Source organism: Bradyrhizobium sp. BWA-3-5 (assembly GCF_032917985.1).
Lineage (GTDB): Bacteria > Pseudomonadota > Alphaproteobacteria > Rhizobiales > Xanthobacteraceae > Bradyrhizobium.
Genome location: NZ_CP136626.1, coordinates 591,947 through 612,846, shown reverse-complemented (window position 1 = coordinate 612,846; position 20,900 = coordinate 591,947). Strand labels below are relative to the sequence as shown.

Below are 20,900 nucleotides of genomic sequence, written 5' to 3'. Positions count from 1 at the left end.
CGCAGGAGATTTCCTAAATGAGCACCACGGAAAATGATTTTTCGGCGACGCGGCGGCTGATCCTGAAGGGAGCCGGCGTGCTGACGCTGGTTGGGCTCGGCATCGTCCCGCTCGATCTCACACGGGCGTTCGCCGCCGCCAACGACAAATATCCGGAAGAGGCCTTCAGGCAGAAGAGCGACGCCGATGTCATCAAGGCGCTCTACGGCAAGACCGTCGAGCCCTCGGACAAGGTGAAGATGGACGCGCCTGAGATCGCCGAGAACGGCGCCGTGGTACCGATCGCGGTCTCCACCACGCTGGCCGACGTGACCTCGATCGCGTTCCTCGTCAGCGAGAATCCGAACGTATTGATCGCAAAATACAGCATCCCGGCCGGAACGCTGCCGAACGTCGCCAACCGCATCAAGATGGCCAAGACCAGCAACGTGACCGTGCTGGTGGAAGCCGGCGGCAAGCTCTACAGCGCCGTCAAGGAAGTCAAAGTCACTGTCGGCGGCTGCGGCGGTTAGGGCCTCGAGGGAGAATTCATATGGCATCGACCATTCGCGTGCGCGCCACTTTGAGCGGCGAGACCACCGAGGTGCAGGCGCTGATCCAGCATCCGATGGATTCCGGTTTCGTGAAGGATTCGAAGGGCGAGCTGATTCCTGCGCACTTCATCCAGCAGCTCACCTTCGAGCATGACGGCAAGACCGTGTTCGCGGCTGATTGGGGCGGCGGCGTCTCCAAGGACCCCTACGTCAAGTTCGCCTTCAAGGGCGCCAAGAAGGGCGACGAGCTGAAGATAAGCTGGGTCGACAACAAGGGCGCAACCGATACCACCACGGCGAAGATCCAATGAAGCTGCGATCTGCGATCACTCTGGCGTCGGCAGCGCTGGCGCTTGCGGCGCTGACGCTCGCGAGCAGCCTGCCCTCCGGAGCCGCCGACAAGGTCGACCCCGTCGCCGACGCCAAGGCGTTCAAGAAATTCTTCACTGACAAATTCCCGAAGGTGAAGCTCGAGGATTTCGTCAACGGTCCCTATTCGATGAATGAGGACCTATACCGACAGTGGCAGGACAAGGAGCAATTCCCGCCTTACGAGTTCTCACTCGAAATGGGCAAGGAAATGTTCGCCAAGCCGTTCAAGAACGGCAAGTCCTATGCCGATTGCTTCCCGAATGGCGGCATCGGCATTCGTCAGAACTATCCGTATTTCGACGAGAAGGAAGGCAAGGTCGTCACGCTCGAACTGGCGCTGAACCGCTGCCGCGAAGCCAATGGCGAACAGCCCTATTCCTATGTGAAGGACGAGATGGCGGCCTTGACCGCCTACATGGCTTTTACCTCGCGCGGCAAGCTGATGGACATCAAGATCCCGAACGATCCGCGCGCGCTCGAAGCCTATGAGAAGGGCAAGGAATATTTCTACACGCGGCGCGGCCAGCTCAACTTCTCCTGCGCCACCTGCCACGTGCAAAGCCCGGGTGAGCGCATCCGCGCCGAAATCCTGGCGCCGGCGCTTGGCATCGTCAACGCGATGCCGATCTACCGTTCGGAATGGAGCGGCATGGGCACCACCAGCCGGCGCTTCGTCACCTGCAACAGCCAGATCCGCGCCGTGCCGCTCAACCCGCAGGACGACGAGTATCGCAACGTCGAATATTACCTGTCCTATCTCAGCAATGGGCTGCCGATTTCCGGTCCGGGAGCGCGGCCATGAGGAACATGATGCACCAATCAGCATTGGTTCTGGCGCTGCTCGCCGCTGGCGCCGCATCCGCGCGCGCGGCGGGCTCCGAGGAGGAGTTCAAGGCTGCCTACGCCGCGGCCGATGCCGCCAACAAGGAAGCCGGCAAGCTGCGCAACCAGTGGACCACCACGGCGAACACGCTGACCGCGGCGAAGAAGGCTGCCGATGCCGGCGATTTTGACAAGGCCACCGCGTCAGCCAAGGAAGCCGAGGCACTGGCCAAGGCTTCGATCTTCCAGGCCACCAGCGAAAAAACCCGCTGGAAGGATATGGAAATACGTTAAATACGTTAGAGCATGATCCGGAACGGTGGGAACCGGTTTTCCGTCGAGACCACGCTCAAACAATGAAGCCACTACGACGCGTGAGACCCGCATGACCATCCGCCGCCGCGATTTTCTGACGCTCGCGGGCGCTGCGACGCTTTCGGGCAGCCTGCCGCGGCTCGCGCGCGGCGCCGACAATGCCGGCGTCTACGATCTCGAGCGCTTCGGCAATGCACGCATCCTGCACATCACCGACACCCACGCGCAGCTTCGGCCGATGTTCTTCCGCGAGCCGAGCGTCAATCTCGGCATTGGGCCGATGCAGGGCAACCCGCCGCATCTGGTCGGCCGCGCCTTTCTCGATCGTTTCGGCATCCGGCCCGACAGCGCTGACGCCTATGCCTTCACCTGCGTCGAGTTCGAGAAGGCCGCCGGCCGCTTCGGCAAGCTCGGCGGCTTTGCGCATCTGAAAACGTTGATCGACCGTCTGCGCAGCGAGGCCGGCAGCGGACGCGCGCTGCTGCTCGACGGCGGCGATCTCTGGCAGGGCTCCGGCCTTGCCAATACGCTGCAGGGCGCCGACATGGTCGAGGCCGCCAACCTGCTCGGCATCGAAGCGATGACCGGCCATTGGGAATTCACCTACGGCGAAAAGGCGCTGCGCGCCAACCTCCAACGCTTCAAGGGCGAATTCCTGGCGCAGAACGTCTTCCTCACCGAGGAGGCCGCCTTCAACGACGCCAAGGCGTTCGATCCGGCCTCGGGGCGCGTGTTCAAGCCTTCCACCATCAAGGAGATCGGCGGGCATCGCATCGCCGTGATCGGCCAAGCGTTCCCTTACGTGCCGATCGCGCATCCGAAGCGCTTTACGCCGGACTGGAAATTCGGCATCCGCGACGAGGAGCTGCAGAAGCTCGTCGATGCGCATCGGAGCAACGACAAGGTCGATGCCGTCATCCTGCTGTCGCACAACGGCATGGACGTCGACCTCAAGCTCGCCAGCCGCGTGACCGGCATCGACGTCATTCTCGGCGGCCACACCCATGACGCCGTGCCGCAGCCGGTTGCCGTGACCAACGCGGGCGGCGTCACGCTCGTCTCCAATGCCGGCTCGAACGGCAAGTTTTTAGGCGTGCTCGATCTCGAGGTCGGCAAGGGCAAGGTCAAGGATGTGCGCTACCGGCTGCTGCCGGTGTTTTCGGAACTATTGAAGCCCGATCCGGCGATGCAGGCGCTGATCGACAAGGTCCGCGAGCCGCAGGCGGCCAGCCTCAGCGAAAAGGTTGGCGTCGCCGACCGCCTGCTCTATCGCCGCGGCAATTTCAGCGGCAGCATGGACCAATTGATCTGCGACGCGCTGCTCGGCGAATTGAATGCCCAGATCGCGCTGTCGCCCGGCTTCCGCTGGGGCACCACCGCGCTGGCGGGCCAGCCGCTGACCATGGAGGACGTGCTGGCGCAGACCGCCGTCACCTATCCCGAGACCTACGTTCAGACCATGACCGGCAGCCAGATCAAGGATGTGCTGGAAGACATCTGCGACAATCTCTTCAACGCCGATCCCTATTACCAGCAGGGCGGCGACATGGTTCGCGTCGGCGGCCTGCACTACACCTGCACGCCGACGGAGACCGTCGGCAAGCGCATCTCCGATCTGAAGCTCGAAAACGGTCACGCGCTGCAGGCCGGCAAGAACTACAAGGTGGCAGGCTGGGCCTCAGTGAACGAGCAGAGCGGCGCGCCGATCTGGGACGTCGTTACCAGCCATCTGAAATCGGGCAAGCCGCCGAACCGGGCGGCGCCCGGCGTCACGCTGAAAGGCGTCGAAGGCAATCCGGGCATTGCGGGGCAGTTATGACTGACTTGGCGGCCATCGTTCGCACCACGATCGTAGCGCTTCTGATCGCAGCAGCCGCCCCTGATACCCGCGCCCAGCAGGTGCCGCTGCAGGACAAGCCGTTTGCCGAGCACAAGATCGTGCTGCAGCTCTCCGACAACGACCCGCGCAAGCAAAGTCTCGTCCTCAGCGTCGCCAGCAATCTGATGAAGCACTACGACCCGGACAAGGTGGCGATCGAGGTCGTGGCGTTCGGTCCCGGCATCGACTTGCTGCGCCCGGAAAACCCCAACCGCAAGATGGTCGAAAGCCTGGTAGTGCAAGGCGCGCGCTTCGACATCTGCCTCAACACCGTTGATACGCTTGAGCGCGACAGCGGCAAGCGGCCGGAGTTCATTGCCGCGGCGACGCCGGTGCAGGTTGGCGTCGCGCAGATCCTGTTTCTGACGGAGAATGGCTATACGCTGGTGAGGCCGTGACCGCTGCCATCATTTGCGAGCAGCGGCGGGGGGGCTTAGGGAGTAAAGATTATTTTACTGGGGCGCTTTGTGTAGATGAAAGCTGTTTGAGAAGACCACCAAATTAGAATAATATCCTGCATGAGACTCAGATTTTGAGCGCGGCAGCAGGCATGATCTTTCGCCAACTCTTCGACAGCGTTTCCGGCACCTACAGCTATTTGCTGGCGAGCCGCGCCGGCGGCGAGGCGCTGATCCTCGACCCCGTGCTGGAGAAGGCCGACCGCTATTACCAGTTGCTGCGCGAGCTCGATCTGCGGCTGGTGAAGGCGGTCGACACCCATCTGCACGCCGATCACGTTACCGGCCTTGGCGAGCTGCGCGACCGCACCCAGTGCATCACCATCATGGGCGAGCAGAGCAAGGCCGACGTGGTGTCGATGCGGGTTTCCGACGGCGACAGGGTGACGATCGAGGGGCTCTGCCTCGACGTCATGTATACGCCCGGCCATACCGACGATTCCTATTCCTATCTGATGGGCGACCGCGTCTTCACCGGCGATACGCTGTTGATCCGCGGCACCGGCCGCACCGACTTCCAGAACGGCTCTTCCCGGGCGCAGTACGAGTCGATCTTCAACCGGCTGTTGAAGCTGCCGGAGGAAACGCTGGTGTACCCCGCCCACGACTACAAGGGCGACACGGTTTCCACCATCGGCGAGGAGAAGCGCTACAATCCGCGGCTGCAGGTGCGCAACGTCGACGAATATATCGAGCTGATGGCGAACCTGAAGCTGCCGAACCCCAAGATGATGGATGTCGCGGTGCCCGCCAACATGCATGTCGGCCTGCACCAGGAAGAGCTCGCCAGGCAGGGCCTCGCACTCACGGCGCGCGATGCCATCAACAGCCTCGGCCGGCCCGACATCCTTCTGGTCGATCTACGCGAGGACGGCGAGCGCGCCAAGCATGGCACGATCTCGGGCGCGCTGCACGCGCCCTATCCCGGCATCGCCGAGAGCCTGAAGCCCGGCGGCATGCTGCGCGAGGTCGCCGCCGCCACCGGCCGCCGCGTGGTGTTCTTCTGCGCGTTCGGCGAGCGCTCGGCAATGGCGGTGGCCGCCGCGAAGAATGCGGGGCTCGCCAACACCGCGCATATCGAGGGCGGCATCGATGCGTGGAAGAAGGTCGGCGGACCGGTGGTTCAAGGGTAGTCAAGTTGAAGTCGTCGTCCCTGCGAACGCAGGGACCCATACGCCGCGGCGCCAATGATAGACGTCGCGGCTGGTTGCCTTTCTTATTACATGCCCTGTGGTTATGGGTCCGTGCCTTCGCAGGGACGACGCGGCATTTGCGGCGCATGCTGCCCCGCCACTTTCAACTCTGCCGCCATCGCATCAAACATCCGCCCAGGGAACGATCACGGCTTCGTTCTGGTGTTCCGCGCGATAAGCCGAGATCCGGAACACATCCGCCATCACCTGTTCGGAGAGCGCCTCAGCCGGCGCGCCCTGCGAGACCAGCCGTCCGTGGTGTAGCACCAGCACGTGATCGGCAAACCGCGCGGCCAGCCCGAGATCATGCGTCACCACCATGACCAGCACGCCCTTGTCGGCGGTTGCGCGCAAATTCTGCATGACGTCGATCTGGTGCCGCGGGTCGAGCGAGGCGGTCGGCTCGTCGGCGAGGATCACCGGCGCTTCCACCGCCAGCGCACGGGCCAGCGCGACGCGGCTGCGCTCGCCGCCGGACAGTTCGGTGACGCGGCGATCGCTGAACTCCATGACGTCGACCGCCTGCATGGCACGCAGCACCGCCTCCGCATCCCTCGCCGACAGCCGCGCGGGATCGGTCGCACCATGCGGATAGCGGCCGAGCGCCACGATATCGCGCGCGACCAGCGGCCAGTGCACCATGTGTCCCTGCGGCAGATAGCCGAACCGCTTTGCGCGCTCGCGCAGCGGCAGCGACGACAGCGCCTGTCCGCCGATCTCGATTTCGCCTTCGGACGGGATCAATCCCGCCAGCGCCCGCAGCAGCGTCGTCTTGCCGGCGCCGTTGGGACCGACCAGCGCCACCAGATGGCCTGCCGTCAGCGCCAGCGACACGTCCTGCAGCACGACGCGGCCGGCGAGCCGTACAGCGAGTGCCTTTGCGGTCAGCAGCGCATTCTCGCTCATGCGACACCTCCGCCGAGCGCGCGGCGCTCGCGCATGATCAGATAGAGAAAGAACGGCACGCCGATCATCGAGGTCAGCACGCCGACCTTGATGTCCGACGTCGAGGGAATGATGCGCACCGCGATATCGGCCGCCAGCAGCAGCGCGGAACCGGCGAGCGCGCTCGGGATCAACAGCCGGCCCGGATCATGGCCGATCCCGGGCCGCATCAGATGCGGCGCGACCAGGCCGATGAAACCGATCGTGCCGGTGACGGCAACCGCCCCGCCAACGCCGAGCGCGACGCCCGAAATGACAAGCAATCGCAAGCGGCCGACATCGACGCCGAGGCTTTGCGCGGTTTCCTCGCCGAGGCTGAGCGCGCGAAAGGCATGGCGCTGACTGAGCAGCATGGCGGCGCCGGCAATAATGAAGGGTAGCGCCAGCATCACGTGCTGAAAGCTGCGGTCCTCCAGCGAGCCCAGCAGCCAGAACGCGATCTCCAGCGCCACGAAGGGATTGCTGGAGAGATTCATCACCAGCGCCGTGGCCGCCCCGGCAAAGCTCGAGATCGCAAGTCCCGACAGAATGAGAATCAATAACCCGGCATTGCGCCCTGCGATCGACAGCAGCACGAACACCGAGCCGAAGGCGGCGATGATCGCCGCCACCGGCATCGCATAAGAGCGCACGTCGGCGAGGCCCAGTGCAATCACCAGCACCGCACCGAACGCGGCCGATTGCGGCGCGCCGAACAGCGAAGGCGACGCCAGCGGATTGCGCAACAGGCCCTGCAGCGACGCCCCCGATAGTCCGAGAATGGCGCCGATCGCCAGCGCCAGCAGCGTGCGCGGCAGGCGAATTTCCCGCACAATGACCTGCGATACCTCGCTGCCGCCGCCGAACAACGCTTCCGCCACCACTAATGGCGAGAGCCGCACCGGCCCGATGCCGAGCGAGATCAGCATCAGCAGCACAACGAGAGCTGATATCGCAAGCGTCGCGCCGATCCGCCGGCGCGCGGCATCCGCATTGGTCAGGGTTACGGCCTCAACACTCATCAATAGTCCAACGGCAGTTTTGCTCGCTGAGGTACATCAGTCCGGTAGGCGCGGCGCATGCGGCAAAAATAGCGCACCCGTCCAGCGAGGATTCCGAGAGCGCCTCCGGCGGATTGACTCGCTATTTGACAAACTTCTACCATAGTTTCCGACGGTTCCCGTTCGGGGATCAAAAGGGAATGCGGTGCGGGGAAAATCCCCAATTCCGCGGCTGCCCCCGCAACTGTAAGCGGCGAATCCTTCGTCATAGGCCACTGGGCATCTCGGTCCTGGGAAGGCGACGATGGGGTAACGACCCGCGAGCCAGGAGACCTGCCGTCAGCCGTGGTCACACGCGAAGATGTCGGTCGGGGAGTACAGGCATTAGCTTCACCTGAGCTGCTTTAGGCACATGGTGAGACTTAGTTCGCTGTGACGTGCCACTGACGTCATACCGAGGTCTCGACCATGTCTTCCACCACCGCCATGCGGCAACACCGCTTCTGGCTCGCCAGCAGTTTTTTGGCGCCGATCGTATCGTTCGGCATTTCCGCCGCAGAGGCGCAGCAGGCGCCATCCGAACCATTGCCGCCGATCGAGATCACTTCGCCGACCGACCCGAATCGGACTCGCGCAAAGCCGACCTACGATGAAGCATCAACCTCGCGCCGCGTCGTGCCGGCGGCTGCGCCATCAAGCGGCACGCGGCCCGCATCCGGAACCGGCGCGGATGCCTCGCCGCAAAGTGCTGCGCAAGGTGCGGGCGGAGGCGGCGGCCGGCAGTTCTCCGGCATCGTCGGGACGTCGGCGACGGTGATCACGGCTGCCGAGATCTCGCATTCGCCGGCCCAGACGCTATCCGAGATCATTGCGCAACAGCCGGGCGTGCAGTTGCAGTCGCTCTATGGCGGCGTCAACGGCGCCAAGACGTCGGTCGATCTCCGCGGCTTCGGCGCGTTTGCCACCGCCAACACCCTGGTCCTCGTCAACGGCCGCCGGCTGAACGATATCGACATGGCCGGGGTCGATCTTTCGACCATTCCGCTCCAATCGATCGAACGGATCGAGATCACCCGCGGCAACAGCGGCGCAGTGCTCTACGGCGACAACGCGGTCGGCGGCGTCGTCAACATCGTCTTGAAGGACGGCGTCGGCGGCCCGCCCGTCGCGATGCGCGCAGAGGCCGGTATCGGCTCGTTCAACCAGCGGCTTGCGAACATCTCGGCCGCGACCAATTACGGACCTTGGTCGACGTCCTTCTATGGCAACGCCATCAAGTCTGATGGTTACCGGGTCAACAACGCCCTCGACCAGCGCAACGGGGTGGGCAATCTCAACTACAGCACACCGGACCTCAAGGCCTTCCTTACGGTGACTGGTGACGACCAGAAGCTCGGGTTCCCGGGCGGACGCACCGTCGATCCCTCAATCGGACTCGATCAACTCGTCACTGACCGCAGGGGGACCAATACGCCGTTCGATTACGGCAACCAGCAGGGCGCCAGCGCCACCACCGGCTTTACCAAGACAATCATGAACGGCGTCGACCTGATCGTCGACGGCGGCGTTCGGAAGAAGGACACGCAAAGCGGCTTCTTCGGCGCGGTACCGTTTGCCTCGCCACTTCCGAGCTTCTCCTCCACCTATAACGACGCATCATTGCTGACCTGGTCGATCACGCCGCGATTGAGCGTCAAGAATTCGATCTTCGGGATGCCCTCGCAGATCCTGACCGGCATCGATTATTACGATGCGACATTCAATCAGGACCGCGGAGCGTTCAAAGGCCTGGCGCCAACCCACATCTATGACCTGTCGCAACAGACGCTGGCCGGCTACTGGCAGCAAACCATCGGCCTGTTGCCGGCGACCGATTTCTCCTATGGCGCCAGGATTCAAAACACCAGCCTGAGTGCCCGCGATCGGTTCGATCCCAATGCGCCCGGTTGCGCCTTGTTCTTCAATTGCAGCCCCGCGGCCTCTCCGCTCGACAGCAACGAAACACAATACGCACTGCATGCCGGCCTCGAGCACCGCTTCAACAGCGTGTTCTCGGTATTCGGCCGTGCCGCGCGGGCATTCCGCACCCCAACCGTCGACGAGCGTGTCTCCAATGGCCCCTTCTTCGTTCCGGGGACTTTCCAGTTGAAGACCCAGACCTCGCACGACATCGAGGGCGGATTCCGCATCAAGAGCGGTGGCTTTCAGATGCAGTCGAGCATCTACAACATGGATCTCGAGAATGAGATCCATTTCATTCCAGCACTGTTCTACAACGTCAACCTCGGTCCGACCCGCCGCTACGGCTCGGAGACCAGCGCCTCGCTGCGCGTCAGCGACACCGTGACGCTGCGCGGCGGCGTGGCTTACACCCGCGCGGTGTTTCGCGAAGGGGAGTTCGCCGGTAACGACGTGCCGCTGGTATCGCGCTACACCGCCAGCGGCGGCGTGACCTGGAACATCTGGCAGAACTACCTGGTGCTGGATGCCACCGTCCGCGCCTGGAGCGAACGCTTCATGGACAATGACCAGGCCAACACTCAGCGGCGCATTCCGGCGGACGCCACCGTCGATTTGAAACTGAGCGGCGCCTACGATCGCTTCTTCTGGTCGGTCAGCGTGAACAATTTGTTCAACGCGCTGTACTACGACTACGCGATCGCCAGTTCATTCACACCGGGGCGCTTCTCAGCCTATCCGCTGCCGGGCCGCACCTTCATGGTGAAGGCGGGCGCGACTTTCTGAACGGAATCACCGCTCCGGTCATGCCGGATCGGGCGCAACGATATTCTCTCGGGCAATCCTGCCCGGGAGAATGGTTTTGGATGTTACGGAATTGCAAGGACATGATTGATTTGGAAAGAAAGCGACATCTTTTCGACCAAAAATAACGCTTTCCGTGATCGGATCCCGTGATAAATGAAGCCGCAAAATCGCTCGACATATCTGTCGCAACTCAAACGGCGCGACGGGAGCGAGCGTCGAAGACGCCGCCGATCCGCGACAGATTTACGTCGGACGCGCGACCAAAACAACGAATGGATTGAGACTGACTTGAAATGACGAACGACGATCAAGATCGTACCGCGAAGGCCGCAAGAGCGGCCGAGGATGCCAGGTCGGCCATGGCCGAGCGGGAAGCCGCCGCCAAAGCGACGCTCGACAACATGGCAAGGTTGAGGGCGTTGCGCCTGGCCCGCGAAGCGGCCGAGCCGCAGCGCGCGCCTGCCGCCCGAAAGACGCGCACCGCCAAGACAACGAGCAAGGCAACAAGGAAGCCGGCCGAAAAAGCGACTCCCGCCCTTTCCGACTGGCTGGCAAGCCAGCAAAGCGGCGGACGGCGTATCTGATCCCGCGAGACGGACGCGAAACTGCGATGCGTCAGGCCGGTCCCGGCCAATCGATCATCGATCGCGTCTTGTTCTCGGCGTCGTAAACCTGCACCTGAAGCATCTGAAACCTGTTCTTCAGGGCCATGCCTGCCTCTTCGGCGGCCTCGACCGTGTCGTAATGCGTCTTGAAGTGGCCGTCGACCACCAGCGAATAGCCGGAGGTCGGCGCCTTGTCGGCGCGGATGGCTTTGCGCGGCTGCGGCTCGTCCACCACAGGGCGGGGCTTCTTCATGCTGGCTCCGTATGTGAACGCCCTTCGGGCTGAACGCCGCAAAAAGGGCAGGAAGAATTCTCTGACCGGCGCTAGAATGCACCTAGGCGCGGCCAGATTGCGATCATGCCGATACAATGAGTCGGCACGCTGCGCAAACGCTGATTGCTCATCCGAGAAGGCATCACATGGGCGGAACGGGCAGGAAGAACGAACCTCCGAAACAACCGGAGGACAAGCCGAAGAAGCCGGAGCGCGTTCCGGTCGAGGACGAAGAGTACGAGGACGGCGACATCGCCACGCCGAAGCGCGACCCTCACGGCAATGACGATGAGCCGCTGTAGCGACAACGACGGCAAGTAAGGCAAGTCAGGTCGCCATCGCCTGCGAAAGCGGGCGATCCAGTACGCCGCGGCCTTTGCATTGAAAAACAAGCGCCTCGGATTACTGGGTCGCCCGGTCAAGCCGGGCGATGACGAGCTCGCTTAGACGAAGTCTCCGAATTCTATTACCCGATGCTTCAAGAGCAGATGCGCGCCGAAGCTGCCGCAGCCGGCTTGATCGTCGCGATTTGATGGGAGATGCCCGCGCCCTGCCCTGCACCGGGGCAGCCATGCAGCAGCATTCATGGACAAATAACCGCCTGCCTATATTTTCAGCGGGCCTGATGGCCCCTTAAACGATACGGGAATTTGAGCTGAAATGGTCGATATTCTGGCCGCACCGCGACAAGCCAAGACCGACACTGCGAAGACCGACACTGCCAAGCCCGACACGGCGCTGCGCACGCTGACGGCGATTTCGATCGCTCATTGGGTCAGCCATTTCCATCTCTTCGTGCTGCCCATGCTGTTCCCGTTCCTCAAGGAGCAGCTTGGCGTTGGTTATATCGAGCTCGGCTTTGCGCTCACCGTCTTCGGCGTCGTTTCCGGCCTGACGCAGGCGCCGATCGGCTATCTCGCCGACCATATCGGCGCGCGAAAAGTGCTGCTGATTGGCCTCTCCGTCGGAGGCCTGGCGCTGATCATGCTGGGCCTGCATCTCAGCTACGTCTCGCTGATCGTCTGCGCCGCCCTGCTCGGCCTTGCCAACAGCGTTTATCATCCCTGCGATTACGCGATCCTGTCGACGCATATGGATGAAGCCCGGATGGGCCGCGCCTTCTCGATCCACACCTTTGCGGGTTTCCTCGGCGGCGCGGTGGCGCCGGCGATCATGGCCGCACTGGTGGCTGCCGTCGGCGGGCTCGGCGCGCTGATCGTGGCGGGTGCGGTCGGGCCTCTCGTCGCGCTGCTGCTGATCGCGGTCCGGATTCCCGACGCGAGTTCGGCCGATCGCAAGACCGACGGCGTGTCAGCGCCGCAGCAGAGCATCCTGACGCCGGCCATCATCGTGCTGACGATCTTCTTCATGCTGCTCGGCCTGTCCAATGCCGGCATCAGCAATTTCGGCGTCGTCGCGCTGATGAGCGGCTATGGCGTGACCTTCTCGGCCGCCAATATCGCACTGACCGCGTTTCTTGGCGCCAGCGCCGCCGGCGTGCTCGCCGGCGGCTATCTTGCCGACCGCACGAGGCGCCACGGCAATGTCGCCGCCGCGTGCTTTGGCATCAACGCCGTCATCATCACGGTCATTGCGACGATCAACCTGCCGTCGGTGGTGCTCACCGCGGCGATGGGACTGGCCGGCTTCCTCGGCGGCGTGATCGCGCCCTCGCGCGACATGCTGGTCCGCAACGCAGCGCCGGCGGGCGCCGCGGGCCGCGCCTTCGGCATCGTCTCTACCGGCTTCAATTTCAGCGGCATTCTCTCGCCGCTGTTGTTTGGCTGGATCATGGACCAGCATTTGCCGCACTGGGTTTTCGGCGCCTCCGTCGCCTTCATGGTGCTGACGGTGCTGCTGGCGCTGGTGACCGACCGCAAGCCGGCGGAACCCGCCAAGGCATAAACGGATTTCTGAACCCCATCCCTGGCGGTTGACAGCATCGGACAGCTTCCGATGATGCGACAACAAAACAAAACCGGGATGGAAGCCATGACCTCGACCCCCGACCTCGTGATCCGCGGCGGCACCGTTGCCGACGGCAAGGGCGGCGACCTCTTCGAAGCCGATGTTGCAATCAGCGGCGGCCGCATCAGCGAAGTCGGCAATGTCACCGGCAAGGGCAAGGAAGAGATCGACGCCAGGGGCAAGCTGGTCACGCCGGGCTTTGTCGACGTCCATACCCACTATGACGGCCAGGTCACGTGGAGCCAGGACATCACGCCCTCCTCGCAGAACGGCGTCACGACCGCGATCATGGGCAATTGCGGTGTCGGTTTCGCGCCGTGCCGTCCGGAGGATCATCTCCGGCTGATCCAGTTGATGGAGGGCGTCGAGGATATCCCCGAGCCGGTGCTGAGCGCCGGCATTCCCTGGGCCTGGGAAAGCTTTCCGGATTACATGGACTGGCTGTCGAAGCGGAGCTTCGACATGGATGTCGGCGCGCAACTGCCGCATGCCGCTTTGCGCGTCTATGTGATGGGCGAGCGCGGCGCACGGCGCGATCCGTCCACGCCCGACGACAACAAGGCGATGGCCGCGCTGGCGGGCGATGCGGTAAAGGCCGGCGCGCTCGGCTTCTCGACCTCGCGCACGCTCAACCACCGTACCTCGACCGGCGACTTCACGCCGACCCTGAAGGCCGGCGAGGATGAACTCACTGCGATTGCAGCGGCGATGCATGCGCAGGGACGCAGCGTGTTGCAGTTCGTGCTCGACCTCTCCACCATCAATGAAGACCTGCCGATGATGCTGCGGGTGGCCGAGAACACCAAAATTCCGGTGTCGTTCTCGATCACCCAGAACGACAAGGCGCCGCAACGCTGGCGCCAGACGCTCGACACCATCCATGAAGCTTCGATGCGCGGCCTGTCGATCACGGCGCAGATCGCCGCCCGTCCAGTCGGGCTGATGCTTGGGCTGGAGCTATCGCGCAATCCGTTCCAGACCCATCCGAGCTATCAGGCGATCGCGCATCTGCCGCTCGCCGAGCGTCTCGCGCAGTTGCGCCAGCCGGAGGTGCGGAAGGCGATCCTGAGCGAGCACGCCACCGCGACCGACGACCCACTGTTCTTCCGGCCGAACTACGACAAGATGTACCTGCTCGGCAACCCGCCGGATTACGAACAGCCGCCGGAAAATACCTTGGGCGCGCAGGCCCGCCGCCAGGGCAAGCAACCGGAAGAATTGGCGTACGATGCAATGCTAACGGACGAAGGCCGCGGCATGCTCTATGTGCCGTTCCTCAATTATGCCGACGGCAATCTCGACGCTGTCGGTGAGATGCTGCGTCATGCCAATTCCGTGCCCGGCCTTTCCGACGGCGGCGCGCATTGCGGCATCATCTGCGACGCCAGCTTCCCGACCTATCTGCTGACGCACTGGACGCGCGACCGCAGCCGCGGCGAAAAACTGTCGATCCCGTTCGTGGTGGCGGCGCAGTCGCGCAAGACCGCGCTCTCGGTCGGCCTCTACGATCGCGGCGTGATCGCGCCGGGCTTCAAGGCCGACGTCAACGTGATCGACTACGATCGCCTGCATTTGCATCCGCCAAAAGTGCATTACGACCTGCCGGTCGGCGGCCGCCGCCTGATGCAGCAGGTCGACGGCTACGATGCCACGATCGTCTCCGGCATGGTGACGCAGCGCGGCGGCAAGGCCACCGGCGCGCGCCCCGGCAAACTGGTGCGCGGCGCGCAGGGTTCAAAGCCGCAACTCGACGCGGCGGCGAGTTGAGGGCACCGCTTCGGAGGCAATCGGGCGCAACAAACTCCGCTGTCATCGCCCGGCCTAGTGCGCACTCGCGCACTAGGACCGGGCGACCCAGTACGCCGCGACCTATCGAATTGATCTTAACCTTCCCGGCGTACTGGCTCCCGGCCTTCGCGGGGATGACGAGCTTTTGCGGGATGACGTGCGCACGCATTCGCCGCCCGTCGCCGAACGCAGGGACGAGGCATAGACGCGTTATTGTCTCACGCAAATTTCGGCTGCACCGCTGCCTGCCCCATCAGCCGCTTGCGCTCGGAATTCGGCCAGAGCAGCAGCAACCCAAGCAGTCCCGACGCCGCCATGATCACTGCGTTGATGGTGAAGCCGGTCATGTAGCCGTCGAGCGGCAACGCGGCATTCTGGATCACGACGCCCATCACGGACGGCGCGATCATTCCCGCCAGCGTGTAGATCGCGCCGTAGATCGCGATGACAGCACCGCGCTGCTGCACCGGCGTGAATTCGCCGAGCATCGGCGGGCAGACCACATAGATCGAGCCGCACAGCCCGGAGCCGACCACCAGGAACGCGATCTGCAGGCCGGCCCCGTTGACATGCGGCATCACCGCGAGGATCGCCCCACCGACGATCAGCGGCACCGAGCCGAGCACGCCGCGCGCGCCACGCGTCGTATAGCCGCGCGCCAGCATCTCCTGCGAGATCCATCCCGTCAGCAGCACGATGGCCGCGCCGAACACCCAGGGCAGAACCGAAATCCAGCCGGCATCCTTCTGCGTGAAGCCAAGCCCCTTGACGATGAACGGCGTGAACCAGGTCAAGCCGAGCGACAATGCCCAATAGGCGCCGAAGGTCGCCGCGCAGCAGCCGATGAACGTCCGCGAGGTCAGAAGCTGGAAATAGGGAACGCGCGGATTGGCGGCGGCCGTTTCGGCCGTCTGCACCAACGGACCTTCCTTGCCCATGACGAGCCAAGCCATCGCCCACATCAGGCCGACCACGCCCAGTGCGCCGAAGGCATAGTGCCAGCTATGATTGACGATGATCCAGTTCAGCGCCGGCACCGCGAGGATCACGCCGAATGCCGATCCCTGTGACAGAATGGCGGTCGGCAGCGTCCGCTTCTCGTCGGGAAACCATTTATAGATCGCATGCGCCGCCACCGAGAAAGCCGGCCCCTCGCCAGCGCCGAGAATGATGCGGCAGATCACCAGCGTCGCAAAACCGACGGTGCCGACCATCGGAAACTGCGCCACCGACCAGATCACCGCCATCACCAGCAGCACCCACCGGGTATCGACGCGGTTGACGATGAAGCCGACGACGATGGCCGAGATCGAAAACAGGAAGAAGAACGAGGAGCCGAGGAAGCCGAACTGCTCGGGCGAAAGCTTCAGCTCGTCCATGATCGGCGCACCGGCAAGGCCGACCACGATCTTGTCGGCGAAATTCACCAGCATGAACAGGAACAGCAGGAAGGTGATTTTCCAGGCACCCTTGGGCGTCGGTTGCGCGGTCATGGTTGTTTTCCCCGTGTGTCCTTATTGTCTTTGCTGGCTCTGTAAGATCGGCCGATTCCAATGGTACAAGGGGCGTTGCAGGCAAGGCAACCGGGATTTTCCGCGAGGCACCCAGCGCCGCAACTGCCGGCTGCTGCGACAGGCGCGCGCCACAACCGGATCACGTTCACGTCGCCGCGCGATTGAAGCCGTGATCCCCACCGTCCGCCCTGCTATGTTGCATGCCATCATGTTCGAGGGGATTTTTCATGGTCAGATCGGTTGATCGTCACACATGACCAAAGACAGTCCCAGTGCGACCGGCCCGGTGCTTCACGTGACCGGCCTGATCAAGAGCTACCGCGCCGCCGGCGAAGAGGTCGCGGTGCTGCGCGGGGTCAACCTGACGGTTGCGGCCGGCGAGAGCGTCGCGCTGACCGGCGAATCCGGCAGCGGCAAGAGCACGCTGCTGCACCTGATCGCCGGGTTAGACGCGGCCGACGGCGGCGAGATTCGGCTGGCGGATGCGGAAGTTTCCGAGCTCAGCGATGCCGACCGCGCCGAAATGCGCCGCGACCGGCTTGGCCTGGTGTTCCAGCAATTCAACCTGATCCCGAGCTTGACGGTAGAGGATAACCTCGTCTTCCAGTCGCGCATCGCCGGCCGTCATGATGCTATCTGGCACAATGAGCTGGTGGAGCGGCTCGGGCTCGGCCGATTCCTGAAACGCTATCCCGAACAATTGTCCGGCGGCCAGCAGCAGCGCGTCGCCATCGGCCGCGCGCTGGCGATCAAGCCGCTGCTGCTGCTTGCGGACGAGCCGACCGGCAATCTCGACGAGGACACCGCCGACGAGGTGCTGGCGCTGGCGCGTGATCTCGTGGCGCGCAGCGGCTGCGGTTTTCTGATGGTGACGCACAGCGCAAGGCTGGCCGCGACCCTCGACCGGCAGGTCAACCTCCATGCCGGGGTGATCGCGTGAAGCGCGCGCTGTGGACGCTGGCCGTGCTGCTCAGCCATTGGCGGCGGCATCCGATGCAGCTTGCGACGTTGCTCATCGGATTGATCTCGGCGACCGCGCTGTGGAGCGGCGTGCAGGCGCTCAACCAGCAGGCCCGCACCTCCTACGACCGCGCCGCCGCCACCTTTGGCGGCACGCGCACCGCCATGCTGGTCGCCAGCCGCGGCGCGACCTTCGCGCAAAAACTCTTTGTCGATCTGCGCCGCGCGGGCTGGCCGGTCTCGCCGGTGCTCGAGGGCCGGATCCAGATCGAGGGACGATCGTTCCGCCTGATGGGAATCGAGCCGGTGACGCTGCCCGCGGAAGTCGGCAATGCGCCAGCGGTCGGCAAGGACAGCCTGCAGGCCTTCATGACGCCGCCAGGCGAAATGCTGGTCGCGCCGGAGACGCTTGCCGATCTGAAGCTCACTGAGGGCGCGCGACCCGAGGCGAGCGGAGCGTCACTGCCGCCGATTCGCGTGCAGCCGAATCTGGTGCCCGGCGTGCTGGTCGTCGACATCGGCATCGCGCAAAGCCTATTGAAGATGCCGGACCAGCTCTCCCGCCTCCTGGTCGGCAAGAATGCGGGCAAGCGCCCGTCGCTCGAAAGTGTTACCGGCGACAGACTGCGCCTGATCGAGCCGGACGCCGAGACCGATCTCGAGCGCCTCACCGACAGTTTTCACCTGAACCTGACGGCGTTCGGGCTGCTGTCGTTCTTTGTCGGCCTGTTCATCGTCAATTCGGCAATTGGCCTCGCTTTCGAGCAACGCCTGCCGGTACTGCGCACCCTGCGCGCCTGCGGCGTCTCGGCGCGGATGCTCAACGCGGTGCTTGTGCTCGAACTGGTGTCGCTGGCGCTGGTCGCGGGGTTGGTTGGGCTGGTCTGCGGCTACTTCATCGCCGGCGCACTGCTGCCCGATGTCGTGGCCTCGCTGCGCGGGCTCTATGGCGCACAGATCCCGGGACAGCTGGTGCTGAAGCCGCAATGGTGGTTCGCCGGCATCGCCATCAGCATCGTGGGCGCGCTCGCCGCGGCGGCGGCCAGCCTGACCAAGGCGCTGCGGCTGCCGCTGCTCGCCACCGCCCAGCCGTTCGCCTGGCAACAGGCGCAGCGGCGCTGGCTGACCTATCAGAGCGCGCTGGCGCTCGCCGCCTTTGCCGCCGCCGGCATCTTCCTGTGGTTCGGCGATTCCCTGATCTCGGGCTTTGCCGTGCTCGCGGCGATGATGCTCGGCGCCGCGCTGATCCTGCCGATGTTTCTGGAGATCGTGCTGTCGATCGGGCAGCGGCAGGCACGCGCTCCGCTCGGCGTCTGGTTCTGGGCCGACAGCCGCCAGCAACTCTCCGGGCTGTCGCTCGCCTTGATGGCGCTGCTGCTCGCGCTCGCGGTCAATGTCGGCGTTTCCACCATGGTCGAGAGTTTTTCCCGCACCTTCCTCGTCTGGCTCGACGGACGGCTGGCGGCGGATGTCTATGTCAATGCGGCCAATGACGATCAGGCGCACGAGATCAAGGCGTGGCTGCGCGAGCGGGGCGAGGTCGAAGCGATCCTGCCCGGCGGCCGCGCCGACACGCAACTGGCCGGCGCGCCGATCGAGGTGCTCGGCCTGCCCGATCACGTCACCTATCGCGACAACTGGCCGCTGCTGCAATCGGTCGACAATGCTTGGAGCAAGCTGCGCCCGGGCAATGCAGCGCTCGTCAGCGAACAACTGTCGCGGCGCATGCACCTCTCGGTCGGCGACCGCATCGAGGTGCCGGCATCTGGCGGCAGCTGGCCGCTCGACGTGGTCGGCATCTATGCCGATTACGGCAACCCCAAGGGCCAGATCGCGGTGAATTTTGCTGCGCTGACGCGGCGTTTTCCCGAAATACCGCTGACACGGATGGGACTACGGGTTGCTCCGGCCAACGTCCCGGCATTGATCGCGGCGCTGAAGGAAAAATTCAGTCTCGACGACCGCAACGTCGCTGACCAGGCGACCATGAAGGCGGAATCAACGCGGATCTTCAACCGCACGTTTTCCGTAACCGCCGCGCTGAACGCCTTCACGCTCGGTGTTGCCGGCGTTGCGCTGCTGACGAGCTTGCTGACGCTGGCCAATTCGCGCCTGCCGCAACTGGCGCCGTTATGGGCGATCGGCATCACGCGGCGGCGGCTCGCTGTGATCGAGCTTCTCAAGACCATGTCGGTCGCGCTGATCACCACGATCTTCGCGCTGCCGCTCGGCCTGCTCGTCGCGTGGTGCCTGCTCGCGATCGTCAACGTCAAGGCGTTCGGCTGGCGGCTGCCATTCCACGTGTTTCCGATGCAGTTGCTGTGGCTCACCGGAGTCGCAATGGCGGCTGCGTTTGCCGCAGCGGCACTGCCCGTTATCCGCCTGGCGCGCATGCAGCCCGCGAGCCTGATCAGGATCTTCGCCAATGAGCGCTAGCGGCCGCATCACCCGCCGCGGTTTTGTCGGCGCCGCGCTCCTTGCAGGCATCAGTGGCAAGGCGGCCGCGCAAGGGTACGCCGGCTTGAGCGAAAGCGCGCAAGGATTTGCGCCGGTCGTGCCCGGCAGGACGTTCGCGTTTCCCGCCGACCATGGCCCGCACCCGGAATTCCGCATCGAGTGGTGGTACGTGACGGCCAATCTCGGCGATGCCAATGGCAATGCCTACGGCGCGCAATGGACGCTGTTTCGCCAGGCGATTGCGCCGGGCGGGCCGGCGGAGGGGTGGGCCAACCAGCAGATCTGGATGGGCCACGCCGCCGTCACCCGTGCCGACACCCATCGCGTTGCGCAAGTCTTTGCGCGCGGCGGCATCGGTCAGGCCGGTGTCGAGGCGCAGCCGTTTCAGGCCTGGATCGATGCGTGGGAAATGCGCGGCATCGATCCGGTCAGCGATGAGAACATCGCGCCACTTGCGCTGAAGGCTTCCGGCACCGACTTCAGCTACGCTCTGCGCCTCGGCGCGCTGCGTCCGCTGGTGCTGCAGGGCGATGGCGGCTATAGCCGCAAGTCGCTGCGCGAACAGGCTTCCTACTACTACAGCCAGCCGCATTATTCGGCGACCGGTGCCCTCACCATCGACGACAAGCCGGTCGACGTCACGGGCATGGCCTGGCTCGACCGCGAATGGAGCAGCCAGCCGCTGGCATCGGATCAAAGCGGATGGGACTGGCTGTCCCTGCATTTCAATTCGGGCGACAAGCTGATGCTGTATCGGATGCGGCAGAGCGACGGCCAGCATTACGGCTCCGGCAAGTGGATATTTTCCGACGGCAAGGCCGAGCAACTCGTCTCCGCCGACATCAGCATGACGCCGCTGGCCTTCACCGAGATCGAGGGACGAAAGATACCGACGACGTGGCGTATCGCCGTTCCGAAGATGGCGCTATCGATCGAATGCACGCCTCTCAACGCTAGATGCTGGATGGGCACCAGCTTCCCCTATTGGGAAGGCCCGATCCGCCTTGCTGGCAGCCACACAGGGGTAGGCTATCTGGAAATGACGGGCTATTAAGTCCCCGCACCAAGAGG

19 protein-coding genes and 1 riboswitch are annotated in these 20,900 nt (G+C 64.1%); of the genes, 15 read left to right on the top strand and 4 right to left on the bottom strand.

Features of this window, described 5'->3' with window-relative positions; all coding sequences use genetic code 11:
* Positions 1 to 17: 17 nt before the first annotated feature.
* The 7 genes from soxY (at position 18) to RX331_RS02820 (ending at position 5,512) form a co-directional block, all read left to right on the top strand.
* A complete protein-coding gene (gene soxY / locus RX331_RS02850) occupies positions 18 to 512 on the top strand; it encodes a thiosulfate oxidation carrier protein SoxY (protein WP_317255150.1) in 495 nt (164 codons plus the stop codon).
* Between the two features lie 20 nt (positions 513 to 532).
* On the top strand, positions 533 to 844 hold the full coding sequence (soxZ, locus tag RX331_RS02845) for a thiosulfate oxidation carrier complex protein SoxZ (protein WP_317255149.1): 312 nt from the start codon (positions 533 to 535) through the stop codon (positions 842 to 844).
* Positions 841 to 1,707 carry a sulfur oxidation c-type cytochrome SoxA gene (gene soxA, locus RX331_RS02840; protein ID WP_317255148.1) on the top strand — a complete coding sequence of 289 codons (867 nt, stop codon included), beginning with the start codon at positions 841 to 843 and terminating at the stop codon, positions 1,705 to 1,707. The genes soxZ and soxA overlap by 4 nt, the downstream gene beginning before the upstream one ends.
* Before the next feature lie 8 nt (positions 1,708 to 1,715).
* Positions 1,716 to 2,021: a hypothetical protein gene (locus RX331_RS02835; protein WP_317257985.1), complete on the top strand. Its 306-nt coding sequence runs from the start codon at positions 1,716 to 1,718 to the stop codon at positions 2,019 to 2,021.
* 91 nt (positions 2,022 to 2,112) lie between these two features.
* Complete coding sequence (soxB, locus tag RX331_RS02830; RefSeq protein ID WP_317255147.1) at positions 2,113 to 3,861, top strand: thiosulfohydrolase SoxB; 1,749 nt, start codon at positions 2,113 to 2,115, stop codon at positions 3,859 to 3,861.
* A complete protein-coding gene (locus RX331_RS02825) occupies positions 3,858 to 4,319 on the top strand; it encodes a hypothetical protein (RefSeq protein WP_410708094.1) in 462 nt (153 codons plus the stop codon). Before soxB ends, RX331_RS02825 begins: the two co-directional genes overlap by 4 nt.
* A 152-nt stretch (positions 4,320 to 4,471) precedes the next feature.
* A complete protein-coding gene (locus RX331_RS02820; protein WP_317255146.1) occupies positions 4,472 to 5,512 on the top strand; it encodes an MBL fold metallo-hydrolase in 1,041 nt (346 codons plus the stop codon).
* A 183-nt stretch (positions 5,513 to 5,695) separates the two neighbouring features.
* Here the strand turns inward: RX331_RS02820 and RX331_RS02815 are convergent, their stop codons facing one another.
* Positions 5,696 to 6,478, bottom strand: a complete 783-nt coding sequence (locus tag RX331_RS02815) for an ABC transporter ATP-binding protein (protein ID WP_317255145.1) — start codon at positions 6,476 to 6,478, stop codon at positions 5,696 to 5,698.
* The gene (locus RX331_RS02810) at positions 6,475 to 7,518 is read right to left on the bottom strand and encodes an iron ABC transporter permease (RefSeq protein ID WP_317255144.1); all 1,044 of its coding nucleotides are present in this window, start codon (positions 7,516 to 7,518) and stop codon (positions 6,475 to 6,477) included. Before RX331_RS02810 ends, RX331_RS02815 begins: the two co-directional genes overlap by 4 nt.
* Before the next feature lie 135 nt (positions 7,519 to 7,653).
* Positions 7,654 to 7,853, top strand: a riboswitch (cobalamin riboswitch).
* Positions 7,854 to 7,965: 112 nt separating this feature from the next.
* Between RX331_RS02810 and RX331_RS02805 the strand changes: the two genes are divergently transcribed.
* Both RX331_RS02805 and RX331_RS02800 read left to right on the top strand, forming a co-directional pair.
* Positions 7,966 to 10,242 carry a TonB-dependent receptor gene (locus RX331_RS02805; protein ID WP_317255143.1) on the top strand — a complete coding sequence of 759 codons (2,277 nt, stop codon included), beginning with the start codon at positions 7,966 to 7,968 and terminating at the stop codon, positions 10,240 to 10,242.
* Between the two features lie 314 nt (positions 10,243 to 10,556).
* A complete protein-coding gene (locus RX331_RS02800) occupies positions 10,557 to 10,847 on the top strand; it encodes a hypothetical protein (protein ID WP_317255142.1) in 291 nt (96 codons plus the stop codon).
* A 31-nt stretch (positions 10,848 to 10,878) separates the two neighbouring features.
* Here RX331_RS02800 and RX331_RS02795 read toward each other — a convergent pair whose 3' ends face one another.
* Positions 10,879 to 11,121 carry a hypothetical protein gene (locus RX331_RS02795; RefSeq protein ID WP_317255141.1) on the bottom strand — a complete coding sequence of 81 codons (243 nt, stop codon included), beginning with the start codon at positions 11,119 to 11,121 and terminating at the stop codon, positions 10,879 to 10,881.
* 167 nt (positions 11,122 to 11,288) lie between these two features.
* Between RX331_RS02795 and RX331_RS02790 the strand changes: the two genes are divergently transcribed.
* The 3 genes from RX331_RS02790 to RX331_RS02780 all read left to right on the top strand — a co-directional run bounded on the left by RX331_RS02790 (position 11,289) and on the right by RX331_RS02780 (position 14,877).
* Positions 11,289 to 11,444, top strand: a complete 156-nt coding sequence (locus tag RX331_RS02790; RefSeq protein ID WP_317255140.1) for a hypothetical protein — start codon at positions 11,289 to 11,291, stop codon at positions 11,442 to 11,444.
* Between the two features lie 358 nt (positions 11,445 to 11,802).
* Entirely contained in the window at positions 11,803 to 13,047 is a 1,245-nt protein-coding gene (locus RX331_RS02785) for an MFS transporter (protein ID WP_317255139.1), read from the top strand.
* Positions 13,048 to 13,134: 87 nt separating this feature from the next.
* Positions 13,135 to 14,877 (top strand): N-acyl-D-amino-acid deacylase family protein, encoded by a 1,743-nt coding sequence (locus tag RX331_RS02780; protein WP_317255138.1) that lies wholly within the window; start codon positions 13,135 to 13,137, stop codon positions 14,875 to 14,877.
* A 239-nt stretch (positions 14,878 to 15,116) separates the two neighbouring features.
* Here RX331_RS02780 and RX331_RS02775 read toward each other — a convergent pair whose 3' ends face one another.
* Complete coding sequence (locus RX331_RS02775; RefSeq protein WP_317255137.1) at positions 15,117 to 16,391, bottom strand: MFS transporter; 1,275 nt, start codon at positions 16,389 to 16,391, stop codon at positions 15,117 to 15,119.
* Positions 16,392 to 16,665: 274 nt separating this feature from the next.
* Between RX331_RS02775 and RX331_RS02770 the strand changes: the two genes are divergently transcribed.
* The 3 genes from RX331_RS02770 to RX331_RS02760 are packed head-to-tail and all read left to right on the top strand — an operon-like array spanning position 16,666 to position 20,883.
* Positions 16,666 to 17,352 carry an ABC transporter ATP-binding protein gene (locus RX331_RS02770; protein ID WP_317255136.1) on the top strand — a complete coding sequence of 229 codons (687 nt, stop codon included), beginning with the start codon at positions 16,666 to 16,668 and terminating at the stop codon, positions 17,350 to 17,352.
* A complete protein-coding gene (locus RX331_RS02765) occupies positions 17,349 to 19,808 on the top strand; it encodes an ABC transporter permease (protein ID WP_317255135.1) in 2,460 nt (819 codons plus the stop codon). The genes RX331_RS02770 and RX331_RS02765 overlap by 4 nt, the downstream gene beginning before the upstream one ends.
* Positions 19,798 to 20,883 carry a lipocalin-like domain-containing protein gene (locus RX331_RS02760; protein WP_317255134.1) on the top strand — a complete coding sequence of 362 codons (1,086 nt, stop codon included), beginning with the start codon at positions 19,798 to 19,800 and terminating at the stop codon, positions 20,881 to 20,883. The genes RX331_RS02765 and RX331_RS02760 overlap by 11 nt, the downstream gene beginning before the upstream one ends.
* Positions 20,884 to 20,900 lie beyond the last annotated feature (17 nt).

What these genes read in the sequence shown, in the direction of transcription:
- soxY (WP_317255150.1), top strand. Translation starts at nt 18, where the DNA reads ATGAGCACCACGGAAAATGATTTTTCGGCGACGCGGCGGCTGATCCTG.
- soxZ (WP_317255149.1), top strand. Translation starts at nt 533, where the DNA reads ATGGCATCGACCATTCGCGTGCGCGCCACTTTGAGCGGCGAGACCACC.
- soxA (WP_317255148.1), top strand. Translation starts at nt 841, where the DNA reads ATGAAGCTGCGATCTGCGATCACTCTGGCGTCGGCAGCGCTGGCGCTT.
- RX331_RS02835 (WP_317257985.1), top strand. Translation starts at nt 1,716, where the DNA reads ATGCACCAATCAGCATTGGTTCTGGCGCTGCTCGCCGCTGGCGCCGCA.
- soxB (WP_317255147.1), top strand. Translation starts at nt 2,113, where the DNA reads ATGACCATCCGCCGCCGCGATTTTCTGACGCTCGCGGGCGCTGCGACG.
- RX331_RS02825 (WP_410708094.1), top strand. Translation starts at nt 3,858, where the DNA reads ATGACTGACTTGGCGGCCATCGTTCGCACCACGATCGTAGCGCTTCTG.
- RX331_RS02820 (WP_317255146.1), top strand. Translation starts at nt 4,472, where the DNA reads ATGATCTTTCGCCAACTCTTCGACAGCGTTTCCGGCACCTACAGCTAT.
- RX331_RS02815 (WP_317255145.1), bottom strand. Translation starts at nt 6,478, where the DNA reads ATGAGCGAGAATGCGCTGCTGACCGCAAAGGCACTCGCTGTACGGCTC.
- RX331_RS02810 (WP_317255144.1), bottom strand. Translation starts at nt 7,518, where the DNA reads ATGAGTGTTGAGGCCGTAACCCTGACCAATGCGGATGCCGCGCGCCGG.
- RX331_RS02805 (WP_317255143.1), top strand. Translation starts at nt 7,966, where the DNA reads ATGTCTTCCACCACCGCCATGCGGCAACACCGCTTCTGGCTCGCCAGC.
- RX331_RS02800 (WP_317255142.1), top strand. Translation starts at nt 10,557, where the DNA reads ATGACGAACGACGATCAAGATCGTACCGCGAAGGCCGCAAGAGCGGCC.
- RX331_RS02795 (WP_317255141.1), bottom strand. Translation starts at nt 11,121, where the DNA reads ATGAAGAAGCCCCGCCCTGTGGTGGACGAGCCGCAGCCGCGCAAAGCC.
- RX331_RS02790 (WP_317255140.1), top strand. Translation starts at nt 11,289, where the DNA reads ATGGGCGGAACGGGCAGGAAGAACGAACCTCCGAAACAACCGGAGGAC.
- RX331_RS02785 (WP_317255139.1), top strand. Translation starts at nt 11,803, where the DNA reads ATGGTCGATATTCTGGCCGCACCGCGACAAGCCAAGACCGACACTGCG.
- RX331_RS02780 (WP_317255138.1), top strand. Translation starts at nt 13,135, where the DNA reads ATGACCTCGACCCCCGACCTCGTGATCCGCGGCGGCACCGTTGCCGAC.
- RX331_RS02775 (WP_317255137.1), bottom strand. Translation starts at nt 16,391, where the DNA reads ATGACCGCGCAACCGACGCCCAAGGGTGCCTGGAAAATCACCTTCCTG.
- RX331_RS02770 (WP_317255136.1), top strand. Translation starts at nt 16,666, where the DNA reads ATGACCAAAGACAGTCCCAGTGCGACCGGCCCGGTGCTTCACGTGACC.
- RX331_RS02760 (WP_317255134.1), top strand. Translation starts at nt 19,798, where the DNA reads ATGAGCGCTAGCGGCCGCATCACCCGCCGCGGTTTTGTCGGCGCCGCG.